Annotated in this window: 18 protein-coding genes and 1 pseudogene; 11 read left to right on the top strand and 8 right to left on the bottom strand. The window is 59.6% G+C overall.

Annotated features, from left to right (window positions below; all coding sequences use genetic code 11):
- Nucleotides 1-97: 97 nt before the first annotated feature.
- The 4 genes from ftsY (at nucleotide 98) to rpoH (ending at nucleotide 4206) form a co-directional block, all read left to right on the top strand.
- Nucleotides 98-1156, top strand: a complete 1059-nt coding sequence (ftsY, locus tag ACQ4WN_RS17000) for a signal recognition particle-docking protein FtsY (RefSeq protein ID WP_436552602.1) — start codon at nucleotides 98-100, stop codon at nucleotides 1154-1156.
- Nucleotides 1157-1164: 8 nt separating this feature from the next.
- Entirely contained in the window at nucleotides 1165-1908 is a 744-nt protein-coding gene (locus tag ACQ4WN_RS16995; RefSeq protein WP_436552601.1) for a cell division ATP-binding protein FtsE, read from the top strand.
- Nucleotides 1905-2825, top strand: a complete 921-nt coding sequence (gene ftsX / locus ACQ4WN_RS16990; RefSeq protein ID WP_436552600.1) for a permease-like cell division protein FtsX — start codon at nucleotides 1905-1907, stop codon at nucleotides 2823-2825. The genes ACQ4WN_RS16995 and ftsX overlap by 4 nt, the downstream gene beginning before the upstream one ends.
- Nucleotides 2826-3312: 487 nt before the next feature.
- Entirely contained in the window at nucleotides 3313-4206 is an 894-nt protein-coding gene (rpoH, locus tag ACQ4WN_RS16985; protein WP_436552633.1) for an RNA polymerase sigma factor RpoH, read from the top strand.
- A gap of 90 nt (nucleotides 4207-4296) precedes the next feature.
- Here the strand turns inward: rpoH and ACQ4WN_RS16980 are convergent, their stop codons facing one another.
- Nucleotides 4297-4563: a hypothetical protein gene (locus ACQ4WN_RS16980; RefSeq protein WP_071079406.1), complete on the bottom strand. Its 267-nt coding sequence runs from the start codon at nucleotides 4561-4563 to the stop codon at nucleotides 4297-4299.
- A gap of 178 nt (nucleotides 4564-4741) precedes the next feature.
- Between ACQ4WN_RS16980 and ACQ4WN_RS16975 the strand changes: the two genes are divergently transcribed.
- Complete coding sequence (locus tag ACQ4WN_RS16975) at nucleotides 4742-5194, top strand: hypothetical protein (RefSeq protein WP_436552599.1); 453 nt, start codon at nucleotides 4742-4744, stop codon at nucleotides 5192-5194.
- Nucleotides 5195-5231: 37 nt separating this feature from the next.
- Here the strand turns inward: ACQ4WN_RS16975 and ACQ4WN_RS16970 are convergent.
- Nucleotides 5232-5435, bottom strand: a pseudogene (locus tag ACQ4WN_RS16970) (antibiotic biosynthesis monooxygenase family protein); the annotation flags it as partial.
- Entirely contained in the window at nucleotides 5423-5584 is a 162-nt protein-coding gene (locus tag ACQ4WN_RS16965; RefSeq protein ID WP_436552598.1) for a hypothetical protein, read from the bottom strand. The gene ACQ4WN_RS16965 and the pseudogene ACQ4WN_RS16970, both read right to left, overlap by 13 nt.
- Between ACQ4WN_RS16965 and ACQ4WN_RS16960 the strand changes: the two genes are divergently transcribed.
- The 5 genes from ACQ4WN_RS16960 to ACQ4WN_RS16940 all read left to right on the top strand — a co-directional run bounded on the left by ACQ4WN_RS16960 (nucleotide 5544) and on the right by ACQ4WN_RS16940 (nucleotide 9747).
- Nucleotides 5544-5897, top strand: a complete 354-nt coding sequence (locus ACQ4WN_RS16960) for a DUF3667 domain-containing protein (RefSeq protein WP_436552632.1) — start codon at nucleotides 5544-5546, stop codon at nucleotides 5895-5897. The two genes, ACQ4WN_RS16965 and ACQ4WN_RS16960, sit on opposite strands and share 41 nt — an antisense overlap.
- Nucleotides 5816-6217, top strand: coding sequence for a hypothetical protein (locus ACQ4WN_RS16955; protein ID WP_436552597.1), 402 nt, complete (start codon nucleotides 5816-5818; stop codon nucleotides 6215-6217). Before ACQ4WN_RS16960 ends, ACQ4WN_RS16955 begins: the two co-directional genes overlap by 82 nt.
- Before the next feature lie 208 nt (nucleotides 6218-6425).
- Nucleotides 6426-8078, top strand: a complete 1653-nt coding sequence (locus ACQ4WN_RS16950) for a patatin-like phospholipase family protein (RefSeq protein WP_436552596.1) — start codon at nucleotides 6426-6428, stop codon at nucleotides 8076-8078.
- Between the two features lie 287 nt (nucleotides 8079-8365).
- Complete coding sequence (locus ACQ4WN_RS16945; RefSeq protein ID WP_436552595.1) at nucleotides 8366-8707, top strand: zinc ribbon domain-containing protein; 342 nt, start codon at nucleotides 8366-8368, stop codon at nucleotides 8705-8707.
- Between the two features lie 152 nt (nucleotides 8708-8859).
- The gene (locus ACQ4WN_RS16940) at nucleotides 8860-9747 is read left to right on the top strand and encodes a hypothetical protein (protein WP_436552594.1); all 888 of its coding nucleotides are present in this window, start codon (nucleotides 8860-8862) and stop codon (nucleotides 9745-9747) included.
- A 698-nt stretch (nucleotides 9748-10445) separates the two neighbouring features.
- Here the strand turns inward: ACQ4WN_RS16940 and ACQ4WN_RS16935 are convergent.
- From ACQ4WN_RS16935 to ACQ4WN_RS16915, 5 genes are all read right to left on the bottom strand, one after another.
- Entirely contained in the window at nucleotides 10446-10664 is a 219-nt protein-coding gene (locus ACQ4WN_RS16935; RefSeq protein ID WP_436552593.1) for a YqaE/Pmp3 family membrane protein, read from the bottom strand.
- A gap of 203 nt (nucleotides 10665-10867) precedes the next feature.
- Complete coding sequence (locus tag ACQ4WN_RS16930) at nucleotides 10868-11449, bottom strand: TerD family protein (RefSeq protein WP_436552592.1); 582 nt, start codon at nucleotides 11447-11449, stop codon at nucleotides 10868-10870.
- A gap of 34 nt (nucleotides 11450-11483) precedes the next feature.
- On the bottom strand, nucleotides 11484-12179 hold the full coding sequence (locus ACQ4WN_RS16925) for a TIGR00266 family protein (RefSeq protein WP_338680854.1): 696 nt from the start codon (nucleotides 12177-12179) through the stop codon (nucleotides 11484-11486).
- Between the two features lie 71 nt (nucleotides 12180-12250).
- Nucleotides 12251-12826, bottom strand: a complete 576-nt coding sequence (locus ACQ4WN_RS16920) for a TerD family protein (protein WP_034784897.1) — start codon at nucleotides 12824-12826, stop codon at nucleotides 12251-12253.
- 143 nt (nucleotides 12827-12969) lie between these two features.
- Nucleotides 12970-14049 carry a DUF475 domain-containing protein gene (locus ACQ4WN_RS16915; RefSeq protein WP_436552591.1) on the bottom strand — a complete coding sequence of 360 codons (1080 nt, stop codon included), beginning with the start codon at nucleotides 14047-14049 and terminating at the stop codon, nucleotides 12970-12972.
- A 115-nt stretch (nucleotides 14050-14164) separates the two neighbouring features.
- On the opposite strand from ACQ4WN_RS16915, the gene nhaR reads away from it, so the two are divergent.
- On the top strand, nucleotides 14165-15079 hold the full coding sequence (gene nhaR / locus ACQ4WN_RS16910; protein WP_436552590.1) for a transcriptional activator NhaR: 915 nt from the start codon (nucleotides 14165-14167) through the stop codon (nucleotides 15077-15079).
- Nucleotides 15080-15093: the final 14 nt, after the last annotated feature.

Raw genomic sequence — 15093 nt, 5'->3', positions numbered from 1 at the left:
TAAAGCATGAAGTGCCGGGCGCGCTCTGGTAGAATAGCCCGTAACAACAGTGTCCGGCGCCGCCGGGCCTTAGGTCAGCACCCGCCACCACACATCCATGTTTAGTTTCTTCAAGAAAAAACCCATCGCTCCCGAGGCTGCACCAGCCGAGCCCCTCGTTCTTCCTGCCGCCACGTCGCCTGCACCGCAGCCTGCCGCCACGCCCCTGAGCGGCGCGCCGGCCGAGCTCGTGCCCGTGATCGTGGCTGCCGAACCCGAGAAAAAATCGTGGATGACGCGCCTGAAGGCCGGCCTGTCGAAAACCTCGAACACTTTATCCGTGCTGTTCGTCGGCGCGAAGATCGACGACGCCCTGTACGAAGAGCTGGAAGCAGCGCTGCTGATGTCGGACGCGGGCATCGACGCCACCGAATTCCTGCTCACGGAATTAAAGAAAAAGGTCAAGGAAGACAAGTTGCTCGACGCCGCCGCCGTCAAGGCCGCGCTGAAAGTGCTGCTGATCGACCTCCTGAGCCCGCTGGAAAAACGCTTCGAGCTGGGCCGCCACAAGCCGCTGGTGATGATGATTTCCGGCGTGAATGGCGCCGGCAAGACCACCACCATCGGCAAGCTGGCCAAGCACATGCAGTCGAACAATCAATCGGTGCTGCTGGCCGCGGGCGACACCTTCCGCGCCGCCGCGCGCGAGCAGCTGATGGTCTGGGGCGAGCGCAACAACGTCACCGTCATTTCGCAGGAATCGGGCGACCCGGCCGCCGTGGCCTACGACTCGGTGCAATCGGCGAAAGCGCGCGGCATCGACGTGGTGATGGTCGACACGGCCGGCCGCTTGCCGACACAGTTGCACCTGATGGAAGAATTGAAAAAAATCAAGCGCGTGATCGGCAAAGGCATGGAGGGCGCGCCGCATGAAACCCTGCTCGTCATCGACGGCAACACGGGCCAGAATGCCCTCACGCAAGTAAAAGCGTTCGACGATGCCTTGCAGTTGAGCGGCCTGGTGATCACCAAGCTGGATGGGACCGCCAAGGGCGGCGTGCTGGCGGCGATTGCCCGCGTGCGTCCCGTGCCCGTGTATTTCATCGGCATCGGTGAGAAAATTGAAGACTTGCAGCCTTTCGTGGCTGCCGAATTTGTCGAAGCGCTGCTCGGATAAGCCTATACATGATTGAATTTCAGCACGTCTCCAAGCAATACTCCTCCGATGCCGTGGCGCTCAGCGACATTTCGCTCAGTATTGCCAAAGGCGAGCTGGTGTTTCTGGCCGGCCCGTCCGGCGCCGGCAAATCCACCCTGCTGAAAATGATCGCCGCCATGGAACGCCCCACGTCGGGCAAGCTGATCGTCAATGGCCAGGACATGGCGAAGATCAAGCCGGCCGGCGTGCCCTTTTTGCGCCGTAACATGGGCCTGATCTTCCAGCAGCAAAAATTACTCAACGACCGTTCCATCCTGGCCAACGTCATGCTGCCGCTGCTGGTCGTCGGTGCGCATAAAGTTGCCGCCGAGCAGCGCGCGCGCGCCGCCCTCGACAAAGTGGGATTGCTGGACCGCGCCATGGCGCGTCCGCTGTCGCTGTCGGGCGGGGAACAGCAGCGCGTGTCGATCGCGCGCGCCATCGTCAACCGGCCGCAGATCATCCTGGCCGACGAACCGACGGCCAACCTGGACCGCGCCAGCGCCAACAAGGTGCTCGACGCCCTGAAAGCGTTTCATTCGGTGGGCGTGACCTGCCTCATTTCCAGCCATGACGAACAGATGCTCGACGCCGCCGCCCGTGTGATCCACCTGAAAAACGGCCAGCTGGTGGCCATCGACAAGGCCACGCAGGCGCCCGTCTTCGCGCCGCCCGATCCCGATTTCGCCCCGCCACCTGGCCCGGACGACGCGCAGGGAGAGCAGGCATGAGAGGCTGGTTCCGTCAACACCGCTTCGCCCTGGGTTCGGCGCTGATTCATTTGCGCAAGTCGCCGGGCGGCTTTTTATTGAACGTGCTCGTCGTCGCCATCGCCCTGTCGCTGCCATTCGCCGGCTTGACCATGCTAGACAATGTGCGCCCCATGTCGGAGCAGATGTCCGTCGACCCGGAAATCAGCGTTTTCCTGAAGATCGACACGCCGCGCGAGCAAGCCGTGGCCCTGGCCAGCGCCATGCGCAAGATCGTGGGCGCACAAAAGGCGAAGATTGTCTTCATCCCGCGCGAACAGGCGCTCGACACCCTGAAAAACAAGAACGGCCTGGCCGACGTGCTCAGCACCCTGGGCGACAATCCCCTGCCCGACAGCTATGTGCTGAAACTCGATGCCTTCAGCAGCGCCAGCGAAGCGCAGGATGTCGATGCGGTGGCGGAACAGTTGCGCCAGCTGCCATTCGTGGAATCGGCGCAAGTCGATTCGGCCTGGGTCAAGCGCCTGGCGGCCCTGCTCGGCGTGCTGCGCCTGGTGCTGCTGCTGCTGGCGATCACTTTGGGCGTAGCCGTGATCGCCGTGGTCTTCAATACCATCCGCCTGCAAGTGATGCAGCAGCGCGATGAAATCAGCATCTCGAAACTGATCGGCGCCACCGACACCTTCATCCACCGCCCCTTCTATTACACGGGTGCCCTGCTGGGCCTGTGCGCCGGTGCGCTGGCACTGGGCGCCGTGGCGCTGGCCTTGCAGCCGCTGAATACCGCGATTGCCGAGTTTGCCCGCCTGTATGCGTCCGAATTCCAGCTGGTGCCGCTGGCGCCGCTGCCGATGGCTGGCTTGCTGGCCGTCAGCGCCGGCCTGGGCCTGATCGGCGCCTTCCTCTGCGTGCAGCGCCACCTGGCGCGCCTGAACTGACCTTCCCTCGCATGGCGGCGCCCCAGGCGTCGCCATACGCCTCACCCTCACCTTGTTTTTTTAGCATCCACCGCATTCCGTGGCTATCTTGATATTTAGCAAGTATTCTTAAGGCTAGCTTCAGCTTGCGGCCGTAGACTATGTCCATTGTCGTAAAGAAGCGTGCGGCCCTTTCAGGCGCGGCCAAACAGGTGCACACTGCAGTGTCCATGCACCCTGGCCGCGTGTTTTAGATAAATTATCAACTAGAAAATCGCCATAGTATTTAGGCTATCAGGACGATTAAATGTGCTGATTGGCACTCTCAGGCAGAGAGTGCTAATATAGGCGCATACCAACCGCAGAACCGCCATGAGCGCCAGATATAGATGGAGCCGCGATCTGCAAAGTGCAAGACCGAATACGCAAAACCGAACAGACAATCAGGCCACGTCGCGTGACATGGCCAACTGGAACAAAGCAAGACTACGAGGGAGAAAACATGACTATGATGTCCGCAACGTCCGCATTGGTTCCGACCAAAAATAATGCGCTGGGCCTCGGGTTCACTGGCAATCTGGGCAATATCGACGCCTATATCTCGGCCGTGAACCGCCTGCCCATGTTGACCCACGACGAAGAAATTTCGCTGGCGAAACGCCTGCGCGAAAAAAATGACCTGGCCGCCGCGCAAGAGCTGGTGCTGTCGCACCTGCGCCTGGTGGTCTCGATTGCCCGCGGCTACCTGGGCTATGGCTTGCCGCATGCCGACCTGATTCAGGAAGGCAATATCGGCTTGATGAAAGCCGTGAAACGTTTCGATCCGGACCAGGGCGTGCGCCTGGTGTCGTACGCCATGCACTGGGTGAAAGCCGAGATGCATGAGTACATCCTGAAAAACTGGCGCCTGGTCAAGGTCGCAACGACGAAGGCCCAGCGCAAGCTGTTCTTCAACCTGCGCAGCCACAAGACGGGCCTGGACGCGATGACGCCGAAGCAGATCGATGCGCTGGCCAAGCTGCTCGACGTGAAGCGCGAAGAAGTGATCGAGATGGAAACGCGCTTGAGCGGCCGCGACATCGCCCTGGAATCGCCCACCGACGATGAAGACGACAAGTTTTCGCCGATCGCCTACCTGTCGTCGGAGCAAAGCGAGCCGACCAAGGTGCTGGAAGCGCAACAAGTCACGCGCCTGCAATCGGAAGGCCTGGAAACGGCCCTGGGCAAGCTGGACGCCCGTTCGCGCCGCATCATCGAAGCACGCTGGCTGGCCAACGACGACGGTTCCGGCGCCACCCTGCACGCTTTGGCAGAAGAGTTCGGCGTATCGGCCGAGCGCATCCGCCAGATCGAAGTAGCGGCGCTGAAAAAAATGAAGGGCGCGCTGGCCTCTTACGTGTAAGCACAAGCAAGGTCGCAATGCAAAAGGCGCCGCAAGGCGCCTTTTAGTTTTACAGTTTAATGTTTATCAACAGATAAACATTGTCAGCCCTTACGCTGCAGCCAAGCCCTTGGTGATCAGCTCGGCGACCAATTCATTCAGATCCGCGTCGCGCTCCTTGGCCAGGGTCTGCAATTGCAAGACCAGATCGCTGTTCAGCTTGACGGCGAATGGCACCAGGCCCAGAGCCTGATCGCGCTTGCGCTGCTCGCGGCGGTCGACGACCACCGCTTCCTTACCGAATGCGCCGGCGCCGGGAACATTCATCTTTCCCATCAGTTTCTTGGCATCGCTTTTCGCCAGAGCAGTTTTTTTCATGGTTGTTTCCTGATTTTCAAAACAGCCATTCTACGCAGTAATCGGCGCGCCGCGTGGCCGGCGCGTCAATTCATCCGCAGCGTGCCAATAGTGCGCCGGAAAAATATCATTTTGTTATTATCATTTTCATCTCTTGCGCGCACGCCGCGTCGGGGAAGCTCCATCTGAAAGGAAAAATATGCATTACCTCCATGACTCCTATCGTCGCTGGCTGTTACCCATATTCATCGCCTGCCTGGCCGTGCTGGCCGGCTGCGGCGCGGCCGGCAGCGCCGGCGACGCGGAAAACACGCCGCGCAGCGTCACCCACGTGCTCTCGCCGGGCGAACAGGTCGCCATCACGGCCACCGATACCCTGAAACTGGAGCGCGTCAACGACAGCCGCTGCCGCAAGGGGGCCGTGTGCGTGTGGAAAGGCTACGTCAGCTACAGTTTCAGTTTGCTCAACAGCGCGGGCGCCACGGATATCGTGCTGTCCGACTCCATGCCCGGCGCCGCCAGTTCCGTCACCGTCAACCACCTGACGTTCACCCTGCTCGACGTCGACCCGGCCACGCCGCCCGCCCTCAACGCGGCCGAACCCACCTACCGGGTCAAGGTGAAGATCACGCAGGGCGCGCTGCCCCGCTAAACGCCAGGCATCGTGGCGCTGGCGACTGGCGGCGCGCCTGTTGCCGCCACGGGGCCAGCGCCGCCTCGTCGCGGAAAAACGAGAGCGACAACAATTTACCCGGCTCGCTCAGCCTGCTGAAGCGTTCGATGGAAATGAAACCATCGATATCATCGAGCAAGGGCCGTAGCGCCGCCGCCAGATCCAGATACTGCTGGCGTCCTTCGGCGTTGGGCCAGACTTCAAAAATCACGGCGAACATGCGCCTGCTCCTCGCGCAAACACGGGGATGCGGGCGTTCAGCGATGGCAGATAAGTCCACGCCAGCGGCAGGCGTTCCAGCGCATCGGCCCATGCCAGGCCGCCTGCGCTGCTGCTATTTCGTCCGGGTGCGCTGAGCAATGAATACATCGCAGGACGCCGCGTGCGCTACGTCGAGCCGCTGCGGGTGTACCTGACCTTCAGCATCCTGTTCTTTGCCATCCTCAAGTTCGGCAGCGGCGACTTGCTGCTTCCCGTCGACAGCGAAGCAGGCCAGGTCAGCGCCCAAGGCCTCCACCAGACCCTCGAAAACAGCCCGGCGCAGATACAGCTACGCAGCTGGGCCAGCCCCCTACGCTGCCGCGCCAGTGGCAGCACTTTGTGCAACTGCCCGACGCCGAGAAACAAAAGCTCATGGTGGAAAGCTTTTTCCATTACGCGCCATATGCCATGTTCTGCCTGATGCCGCTGTTTGCCGTGTATCTGAAAATCCTCTATCTGGGCAGCGGGTGCCACTATGGCGAGCATTTCCTGTTTGCCCTGCACACGAATGCCTTTGCTTTCATCACGATGGCACTGATGAACTTGATCCCCGTCGAGATTGCCCGCCTCGCGCTCGGCGCCTGGCTGCTCGCCTATCTGCCCTGGGCCATGTGGCGCGTGTATCCGAGCGGCAAACTCGCCACTATCTGCCGCTGGGCACTCCTGATGGCAGCTTTTAGCCTGACCATGGGCTTGGCGATCGCCGGCTGCATCGCCACGGGCGTCATGCTGCGCCATTAAAGCGCACTCCGCGCCCTGCTGGGAGCAAGCCGCTGGCCATCCACCTGTCATCGATCTTTTCTCGTGGATCCATGATGCGAGCCGCGTGATTCACGCAGCGACCGGGAGCGCTGCTGCGTCCAGCTTCATGTGTTAAGCACCAGCAAGTTTGCTAGAATCGCACACGTTTCCGTCCGTATCCCAACCCATGACTACGCACAGATCACGCATGCATCCACGCTTGTTCCTACCCTTTCTCCTGCTTGCACTGCTGAGCGGCTGCACGGTACTCGCCCTGCGCCCCAACAGCGGTGTCGAAAACCGCACGTTTGCTGTGCAGGAAACACCGCGCCTGCGCATTGACGCGCCCAAGGCGCGCATCCAGAATCCCATGCCCAGCGACCATTTCATCGGTATCGCCCTGTCCGGCGGCGGCAGCCGCGCGGCCAATTTCTCGGCTGCCTCGCTGGAGCAGCTGGAGCAGTTCGGCCTCGTCAGCGGCGCCTCGGCCATCTCCGGCGTCTCGGGCGGCGCCATCGCGGGCGGCTACTATGCGTTGCATGGCAAGCAAACGGACTGGCCCTTGCTGCGCAGCAAACTGAAAACGGATTTCTTCGGCCAGACCATTTTGAAACCCGCCAACCTGACAACGATGTTGTTGACGAACAAGACGCGCACCTCGTTCCTGTCCGACGTGTTTGACGATGTGCTGTACGACAAGAAAACCTACCAGGACTTGCCGCACGACGGCCCCATCTTCCTGGCCAACGCGACGGACGCCACCGATGGCGGCAAGCGCGTGGTGCTTTCCTATGAGTATTTTTACGGCACCCTGCATTCGCCGATCCAGGATATCCGCCTGGCCACGGCCGTGGCCACCTCGGCCGCCTTTCCTGGCGTGTTCGATTCCGTCACCTTCGAGCGTTTCCGGCCGAAAAACAGTTTCGTGCCGGAACTCGGCTCCGAGTCGCGCGAATCGCCGTCCTACGTACACCTGTTCGACGGCGGCGCGGCCGACAACCTGGGCGTGGAAACCCTGTGGGACGTGGCCTTGACGCAACTGTATGGCAACGACATGGCCGTCGTGCCGCCGCGCCTGAACAGCAAACCCTTCATCCTCATTTCCATCGATGCCAACGCGCCCAATTCCAGCGCCGTATTTGAAAAGATGTCGGACGAACGCCAGCCGCTGGACCGTATCTTCAACAAGAATATCTACGATGCCGTCGACGCCCTGTTTTCGCGCCAGCGCAAGGAAAACCTCGTCAAGTTGGGCTTTGGGCAAGCCCGCTTCGATACCATCACGCATGAAAACTTTGGCGACCTGAGCCAGAAATTCGTCAAAGGCAAGCGCACTTCCGCCTTTGCCATTCCCGTGCTATGCCGGCCCCATCTGGGCCAGTACCGCTGCGAAGTCGATGCGGCCGATCCCTTGCCGGGCCAGATACGCACGCGGCTGGAAGGTTTTGCCTGGCATATTTCCATCGACCAAATCGCCTCGCTGGCGCTGCGCCTGTCCAGCAGCGATGCGCAAGTCGACGGGGCGCGCAAGGAAGAGCGTGCCGCCCTGGTCAAGCTGCAACGCCTGGCCACGCAGACAAAAACCCATCTGAAGCTGACGGGTCCGGAAAACTGCAGCCCGGACGTACTGCAAGCGGCCCTGTACAGCGCCGCGCGCGTGCTGATCCTCGACGACGAAGAATCGCGCTTCGCCCTGTGCGACTACATGCTGGCGGGTCGGCTGATCAATGACGACACCGTCTGCAAGCAGCGCTATATCCACGCCGTGCCCCGCTTTGCCATCGAAAGCGAAGATTTACAGTACCGCAACCTGAGTTCGGATGGCAATTCTGTGAATGTGCCGATACGCTGCAAGAAATAAGCAGTAATTGCCCACACTTGGCCACATGGGCGGTACACGTACGCCCATCGCCGGCGCGCTGCAGCAACACCGGCTAGTTGCAGAAGCCTCCTTTCGCTCCCCGTTGTGAGTATTCGATACATTTCCCATAAGTATATTTGTTATCATATTTCCCGCTGGAAATATTTTCTAATTAATGCAGCTTACGGCTGCCCCTGCGCTCTACCGGTATGACGCTGCAAGCGTGCCAATACACTTTGCCTGCCATTGCAATGCAAGCGGCACCAGGAATTCATGATGGAAGAACAATGATCTTTTGCACCTGCTGTGGAAAACAAATACACGAATCGGCCCCTACCTGCCCGCACTGCGGCGGGGTACAACGCCTGCATCCGACGGCGACAAGCGAAGGCCCGGTCTGGATGGCGATAGTAGCGCTAGTGTCGGGGATACTCTGCGTCCTCGCGCTGCTCAGCGATGAAGCCATGGACCAGGAAATGATGTTGGGCCTTTTCCTCTTTTCGCTGGCCGGCATCGTCTTTGGCGCCATTAGCATCAAAAACTACATTGCAGGAAAGAAGATGGCGATTACCGCCGTGGTGCTGTCATCGATTTCGTTTCTGGCATTGATCGGCATGCTGGCACCGTAGAAAATCCCCCGGCTGTGGCTAGCCATCCCAACACTAAAAGGATCAAAATGTTTTGTAGTGCATGTGGTACAAAAAGCAATGACGATAGCGCACAATTCTGCAGAAGCTGCGGTATAGCGTCCCCTGCTGGCGCCACTCAGCCTGCAGCGGCATTGCCCTCCATCGCCGATACCTTGCCAGATGGCATTAAAGGCTGGAGCTGGGGCGCATTTCTGCTGAACTGGATCTGGGCCGTGGGCAATCGCACGTGGATCGGCCTGCTGGCGTTGATTCCCTATGTCGGTTTCGGCGTCGCCATCTGGCTGGGTATCAAGGGACGCGAAATGGCCTGGAAAAATGGACAGTGGCAGAGCGTTGAACATTTCAACCGCGTGCAGAAAAAGTGGTCGCAGTGGGCCGTGGGTATCCTGATTGCCAGCTGCGTGATCGGCGTGCTGGTTGGCATCGGCGCTGCGGTGTACACAGGCCGTACTCAAAGTGCCGCAGACGATCAGTTGAACACGGAAATGGCAGCCATTCTTGCCAGCACCAACGAGAGTCAGGCAGCCAGCGTGGCAATGGCTGCGCTGCCAGCGGCCCACACGGAAAGTGGTTCGCTGGACAGCAATGCGGATGGGCTACCGACGCCGCTGGACACGGTGGCTGGCAAGCTGTCGAAAGTGGAAATGCAGAATGGCCAAAATGGCATCGCCCTCAATGAGCAGCTCCTGTTCAGCGGTGACGATGCGCATTGGCAAAAACCTGTGCGCGTGTTCAAATTGCCTGAGCAGCGCGAATACATCCTGATGGCCAGCAGCGGTGGCCGTGGCAACAGTTGCGAAACCCTGTTTTACTTCCTGATCGCCGACCGTTCGGGCGTGCGGGCCACGCCTGAATTCGGCACCTGTTCCGCACAGGGAACCTACGCGCAAGATGGCGACAAGGTCACGCTGACGCTGCCCATGATGGGCGGACACTCGACGGTGGTGTTCGACGGCAGCACCGTCAGGGAAGATGGCAAGGTGGTGGAACTGCAGGAAAGCAACGACCCATCCAAATAAAAAAAGCGCGGGCTTGCAGTGCCAGCTTGCTGCGCCAGCGCATTGCGCCGCGTGGTACGCGGCATATCGGGATAGGGGGCGGCCACAATGACCGCCCCCCTCCCACACCACCCGGCATGCGGGTCCGCACCGGGCGTTTGAAACGGTTGAGGTCGGCATGTCTATACCCGAACATGACGCCCATATTCATCTTCCGGGCATCTGAAGCCTATCCATCTCAGATGGTCAGGTAGACTCACCCTCCCGCTCCATCGGCCCTTTGTCTGGGATTTCGGCCTTCCCAGCCCAGCCCCCCCGACTACTACGGCCTCTGCTGACTTCTCGCTCCGGTTTCCACCGTCGCCCTTTCAGGCGCGAGGCGAGATCTCCCCAGGCAAGAACGCACTCCTTCCCTGCACAACCGCCGGATGTACGCCGCCTGATCCTTGGCCACAAGAGCTTCGCGGTTGCTTGCCTGCTCGCCCTGATCAGCAACGCCTTCTATCCGGTTCTTGTCCATCGGCTCGCAGTTTCGCTCTACGCTTCCTCCCCACGGTCGTTCGCCTTTCCGCAGTTGCGCTTCACTTCGTTCGCTGTGGCCAGCTCGCGGCGGGACTTTCACCCACAAGAGTGCGCCCATGCTGGGCGCACAAAAAAAAATGACACGCACGATTACTCGTGAGTGTCATTAGCGCAAGGATTCCAAGCGCCCGGCTGATTTAAATCAACCGACTACGCCTGCGCATGTAGCTGCGGCTTAACGCACCTTCCAGTTCCTGCTCCGTTTTATGCTGGTTCACCGTGTACAGGGCCCACAGGGCCGCCGGCGCCCAGCCGATCACAGTGCACTGCAAGATCAAGGCGGCGGCACCGGCCAGCGGGCGCCCCAGCATGAAAAACGTGAGACACGGAAATAGCAAGGCTATCAGCAATCGCATCACGACATACTCTCCTAAACTTAGAGCAGCGGACAAGGGCCGGTATCCGGTCCGTCCCCCGCCCGCTGCGTACTGCTCCTTAACAACGTCTGGCAAAATCGTCGCGAGCGAATGCGAGTTGTGGCCGAGAAGCGCAGCTGTGCGAAGGCACAGTGAGCATCACAGGCCGCAAATCGCGGCGCGCAGCAGATTTGGCCTGACGTTTATAGATGCACGGCAATTTGCGGCATTAAGTCGTCAAACGTGCGACCGTTGCCGTTTTCGCCGATGGCGTGCATCTTCCATTCGCCGTTATGGCGGTACAACTTGGCCATGATCTGTGCCGTGTGGGAACCTTGCACAGACAGGTTGAAACGCGCGACTTCCTGGTTATTGCTGGCATTCAAGATGCGGCAATAGGCGTTTTCCACCTGCGAGAAGTTCTGGCCAGTAAAGCTGTTGACGGTGAAGACCAGGCTTTTCACGTGCGCCGGCACTGTCGACAGATCGACATTGATCTGTTCGTCGTCGCCATCGCCCGCGCCCGTACGGTTGTCGCCCGTGTGGACAATGCTGCCATCCTTGCTTTTCAGCTGACGGAACCAGACAATGTCGGACGTGCTCTTGTTTTCGTCGAACATGACGCACGAGGCGTCCAGGTCGACGGCTTCGGTCTTCGAACCGAAGCCCAGGAAACCCTTGGTCTTGACGGCATCCCAGCCCAGGCCCATGGTGATACGGGTCAGGGTGGCACCAGCTTCTTTGTCCAGAGAAATCTTCTGGCCTTTGCTCAAATTGACAGACATACGCATTGCTCCTGTTGAGTTAGTTACTGCTTGATTACGCCGGCTTGCTTTGCGTCCAGGCGAGGAAGGCCGCGCGGTTGCGCGAGCACACGAGAATTTTCCCCGTGCCTGAAAACTTCAGCACCATGCCCTCGCCGCTGGTCTGGCTATTGATCAAATTACCCAGAAAGCCGCCGCTGCTGCCGGTCGTCATGGAAATTTCGTATTGCAGGCGGTTATCCCAGCACACGACATGCGAGTTATCGATCACCACGTCCTTGCCAGGAGTCACTTCCAGTATCGACATCGCGCCAAAACCGGACACCGCCAACTGGCCGCTGCCTGCCGTCTCGGTGATGAAAAAACCACCGCTCTGGGCAAACAGCGCATTGCCAAGGCTTTGCGTGCGCACCTTCAATTCCACGCCAGAACTGGCTGCCACGAAGGCGCCATCGCTGATCATGTATTGCTGGGCGCCAACCTCGAGCACCCGCATCGCGCCGGGCAAGGTGGGCGACAGCAGACAATCGCCGTCGCCCCGCATGGCCTCGATATGCTGCTGAAAGAACGATTCACCGTTGGCAAAGGTGCGCATCAGCGCGGCGCCTATACCGCCAGTCATCTTGCCTTTCAGCTCAAGATTGGTTTCCATCATCACCATCGCGTTGGATTCGCAATAAATCTTCTCGCCCTTGGCAAGCGACACATGCAGGAACGGGTCGACGTCCCCGGTAATATTGAAAACTGGCATCTGACTGTTCCTTCCTCAACTTGGTAATGATGGGGGCGGCCCGCACTGCGGATCGCCCTGATATTTACAACTTAAACGCCGACGCCGAACGATGCTGCCAGCGGGCCCAGACCGCCCTTGTAGCCTTGGCCGATGGCCTTGAATTTCCAATCCGCGCCATTGCGGTAGATTTCGCCGAAGACCATGGCCGTTTCCGCCGAACCGTCTTCCGACAGGTCGAAGCGGGCGATTTCCGTGTTGCCGTTGGCATTCACGCAACGCACGTAAGCCTTCGATACCATACCAAAGTTTTGCTTGCGCGCTTCGGCATCGTGTATCGTCACGCAGACGGCGATCTTGTCGATCTCGGCTGGCACGGTGGCCAGGTCGACGATGACGGTTTCATCGTCGCCATCGCCGGCGCCGGTGGTGTTGTCGCCCGAGTGGGTGACGGAGCCGTCGCTCGATTTCAGATTGTTGTAGAAAATCATGTCGACGTCGGCGCGTACCTTGCCGTCGGCCTTCAGCAGGAACACGGAACCGTCGATGTCGAACGCGGCGCCGTCGGTGGCGCGGGCATCCCAGCCCAGGCCGATGATCATTTTCGAGATGCCGGGGGCTTCCTTGCTCAGGTTGACGTTGCCGCCTTTTTGCAGACTGATTGCCATGATGTATTTCTCCTATGTGAAATAAAGTCCAGCTAATGAAATAAATAACACCTGGCGCCCTCCACCGGCCTGACTCCCCAGGCCGGCGGCGACGCTTGCTACAACTTGCCGACAAACCGGTGTAGTCGTTTGCCGCGCATTCTTTACGCTACTGTTGCCTTGACGGATTCCAGCGCTTCCGTCTTGCCTTCTTCGAGGGCCATCCTGCGCTTGTAGCGGATCGACGACCACAGCGAGGCGAGAATGAAGGCCACGCCGATCAGACCCGTGAAGATCTCGGGAATGTGGAACTTCATGCTGACCAACATGATCACGGCCAGGATACCGATCGCATAGTGCGCACCGTGCTCCAGATAAACGAACTCGTCGAGCGTACCCTTGCGCACCAGGAACACCGTCATCGAACGCACGAACATCGCACCGATCGCCAGGCCCAGCATGATGATCACGACATCCTTGGTGATGGCAAACGCGCCGATCACGCCGTCAAAGCTGAACGAGGCGTCGAGCACTTCCAGGTACAGGAAGCCGCCAATACCGCCGCGCTTGATAATGTCACCCATGTTGCCATCGCCGTTATCGCCTTCCAGCAAGCCACTGATCACATCGACGCCCACGTAGGTCAAAATACCCCACAGGCCGGCCGTCAAGACCACCAGCTTCTGACCTTCTTCGATCATCGACAGGCTGACCATCAGGGTACCCAGCGCGATCATCACGGAAATCGACGAGATCTTGCCCAGCGCGCCCAGTTTTTCTTCAATACGGCCCAGCCAGTGCGTTTCTTTTTCCGAGTCCAGCAGGAAGTTCAAGAACACCAGCAGCAGGAAGATGCCGCCGAAAGCTGCCACTTCCGCGTGGTGATTCGTCAGGTGCATCGAATACTGTTCCGGATTACTCAGGGCCAGATTCCATACTTCCAGCAAGCCCAGGTCCGCCGCTTGCGCCACGATGACCAGCGGGAACAGCAGACGCATGCCGAAGACGGCGATGATGATACCCACGCCGAGGAACAGGTTCTGCCAGAACTTGTCCCAGTTCTTTAGCACCGAGGCATTGACCACCGCGTTGTCAAACGACAGCGAGACTTCCATCACGCCCAGGATCACCGCAATGCCCAATGCCGACAGCATGGTCGACACGCCACCGTGCGTGTAACCCCACCAGGCGGAAATGCCGAGGCAGATAAATGTCACTAGAAATGACACTCTGAAATGTTTCATCGATAGTTCCCCGTTATCCAAATTCAATGGAACGTAGTATAAGGACATGCGACACATTTAAAAATGGAAGATAATGGAAGTATTACTTCGAAAAAACAGAAGATAGGGTCACGCGATGAAAACGACCGGTTTCAATTACCGCCATTTGTACTTCTTTTGGGTGGTCGCCAAGGAAGGAGGCGTGACGCGCGCGGCCGAACGCCTGGGCCTGGCCGTGCAAACCATCAGCACCCAGCTGGCCCTGCTGGAAAAGGAACTGGGCAAGTCCCTGCTGCAGCCGCAGGGACGGCGCCTGGTACCGACGGAAGCGGGCCGGCTGGCCCTCGGCTACGCGGACCAGATTTTCCTGCTCGGTGAACAGATGCAGGACGCGCTGGCCGACTCCGACGCGGAAAAGATGCGCCTGACGGTGGGCATTTCAGATTCGCTGCCGAAACTGATGGCGTATCGCATGCTCGACGCCACGCGCAGCCTGGACAAGCCCGTCAAGCTGGTCTGCCTGGAAGATGAATTCGAATCCCTGCTGGCCGACCTGGCCCTGCACAAGCTGGACCTGGTGTTGACGGACCGCGCCGTGCCGGCCGGCGCCAGCCTGCGCGTGTCGAGCCACCTGTGGGGCGAAAGCGCCATGAAGCTGTTCGCCATCCCTGCGCTGGCCGGACAATACCGCGACAATTTCCCGCATAGCCTGCACGGCGCGCCATTTCTGCTGCCCGCGCGTAACAACGCCCTGCGCGGACGCATCGATGAATGGATGGTGCAGCAAGGCGTGCGCCCCGACGTGGTCGGCGAATTCGAAGACAACGCCATGCTCAACGCGTTTGGCCGCAAGGGCCTGGGCCTGTTCTTCGCCTCGGCCAGCCTGGCCGGCGAGATTGAGGAGCAATTCGGCGCCGTGCTGGTGGGCGACGCTTCTTCCCTGCGCGAGCAGTTTTACGTCATCTCGAATGAACGCAAGATCATGCACCCGGCGCTGGACGTGATCCTGGCGGCCATCCAGCGCTCGCCGAAGATTCACAAGGAAACCTGATAAATCCATTCGAA

This window comes from Janthinobacterium pasteuri (assembly GCF_051380775.1).
Lineage (GTDB): Bacteria > Pseudomonadota > Gammaproteobacteria > Burkholderiales > Burkholderiaceae_D > Janthinobacterium.
The sequence above is the reverse complement of the archived record's forward strand: the minus strand, read 5'-3'. Positions and strand labels throughout refer to the sequence as shown.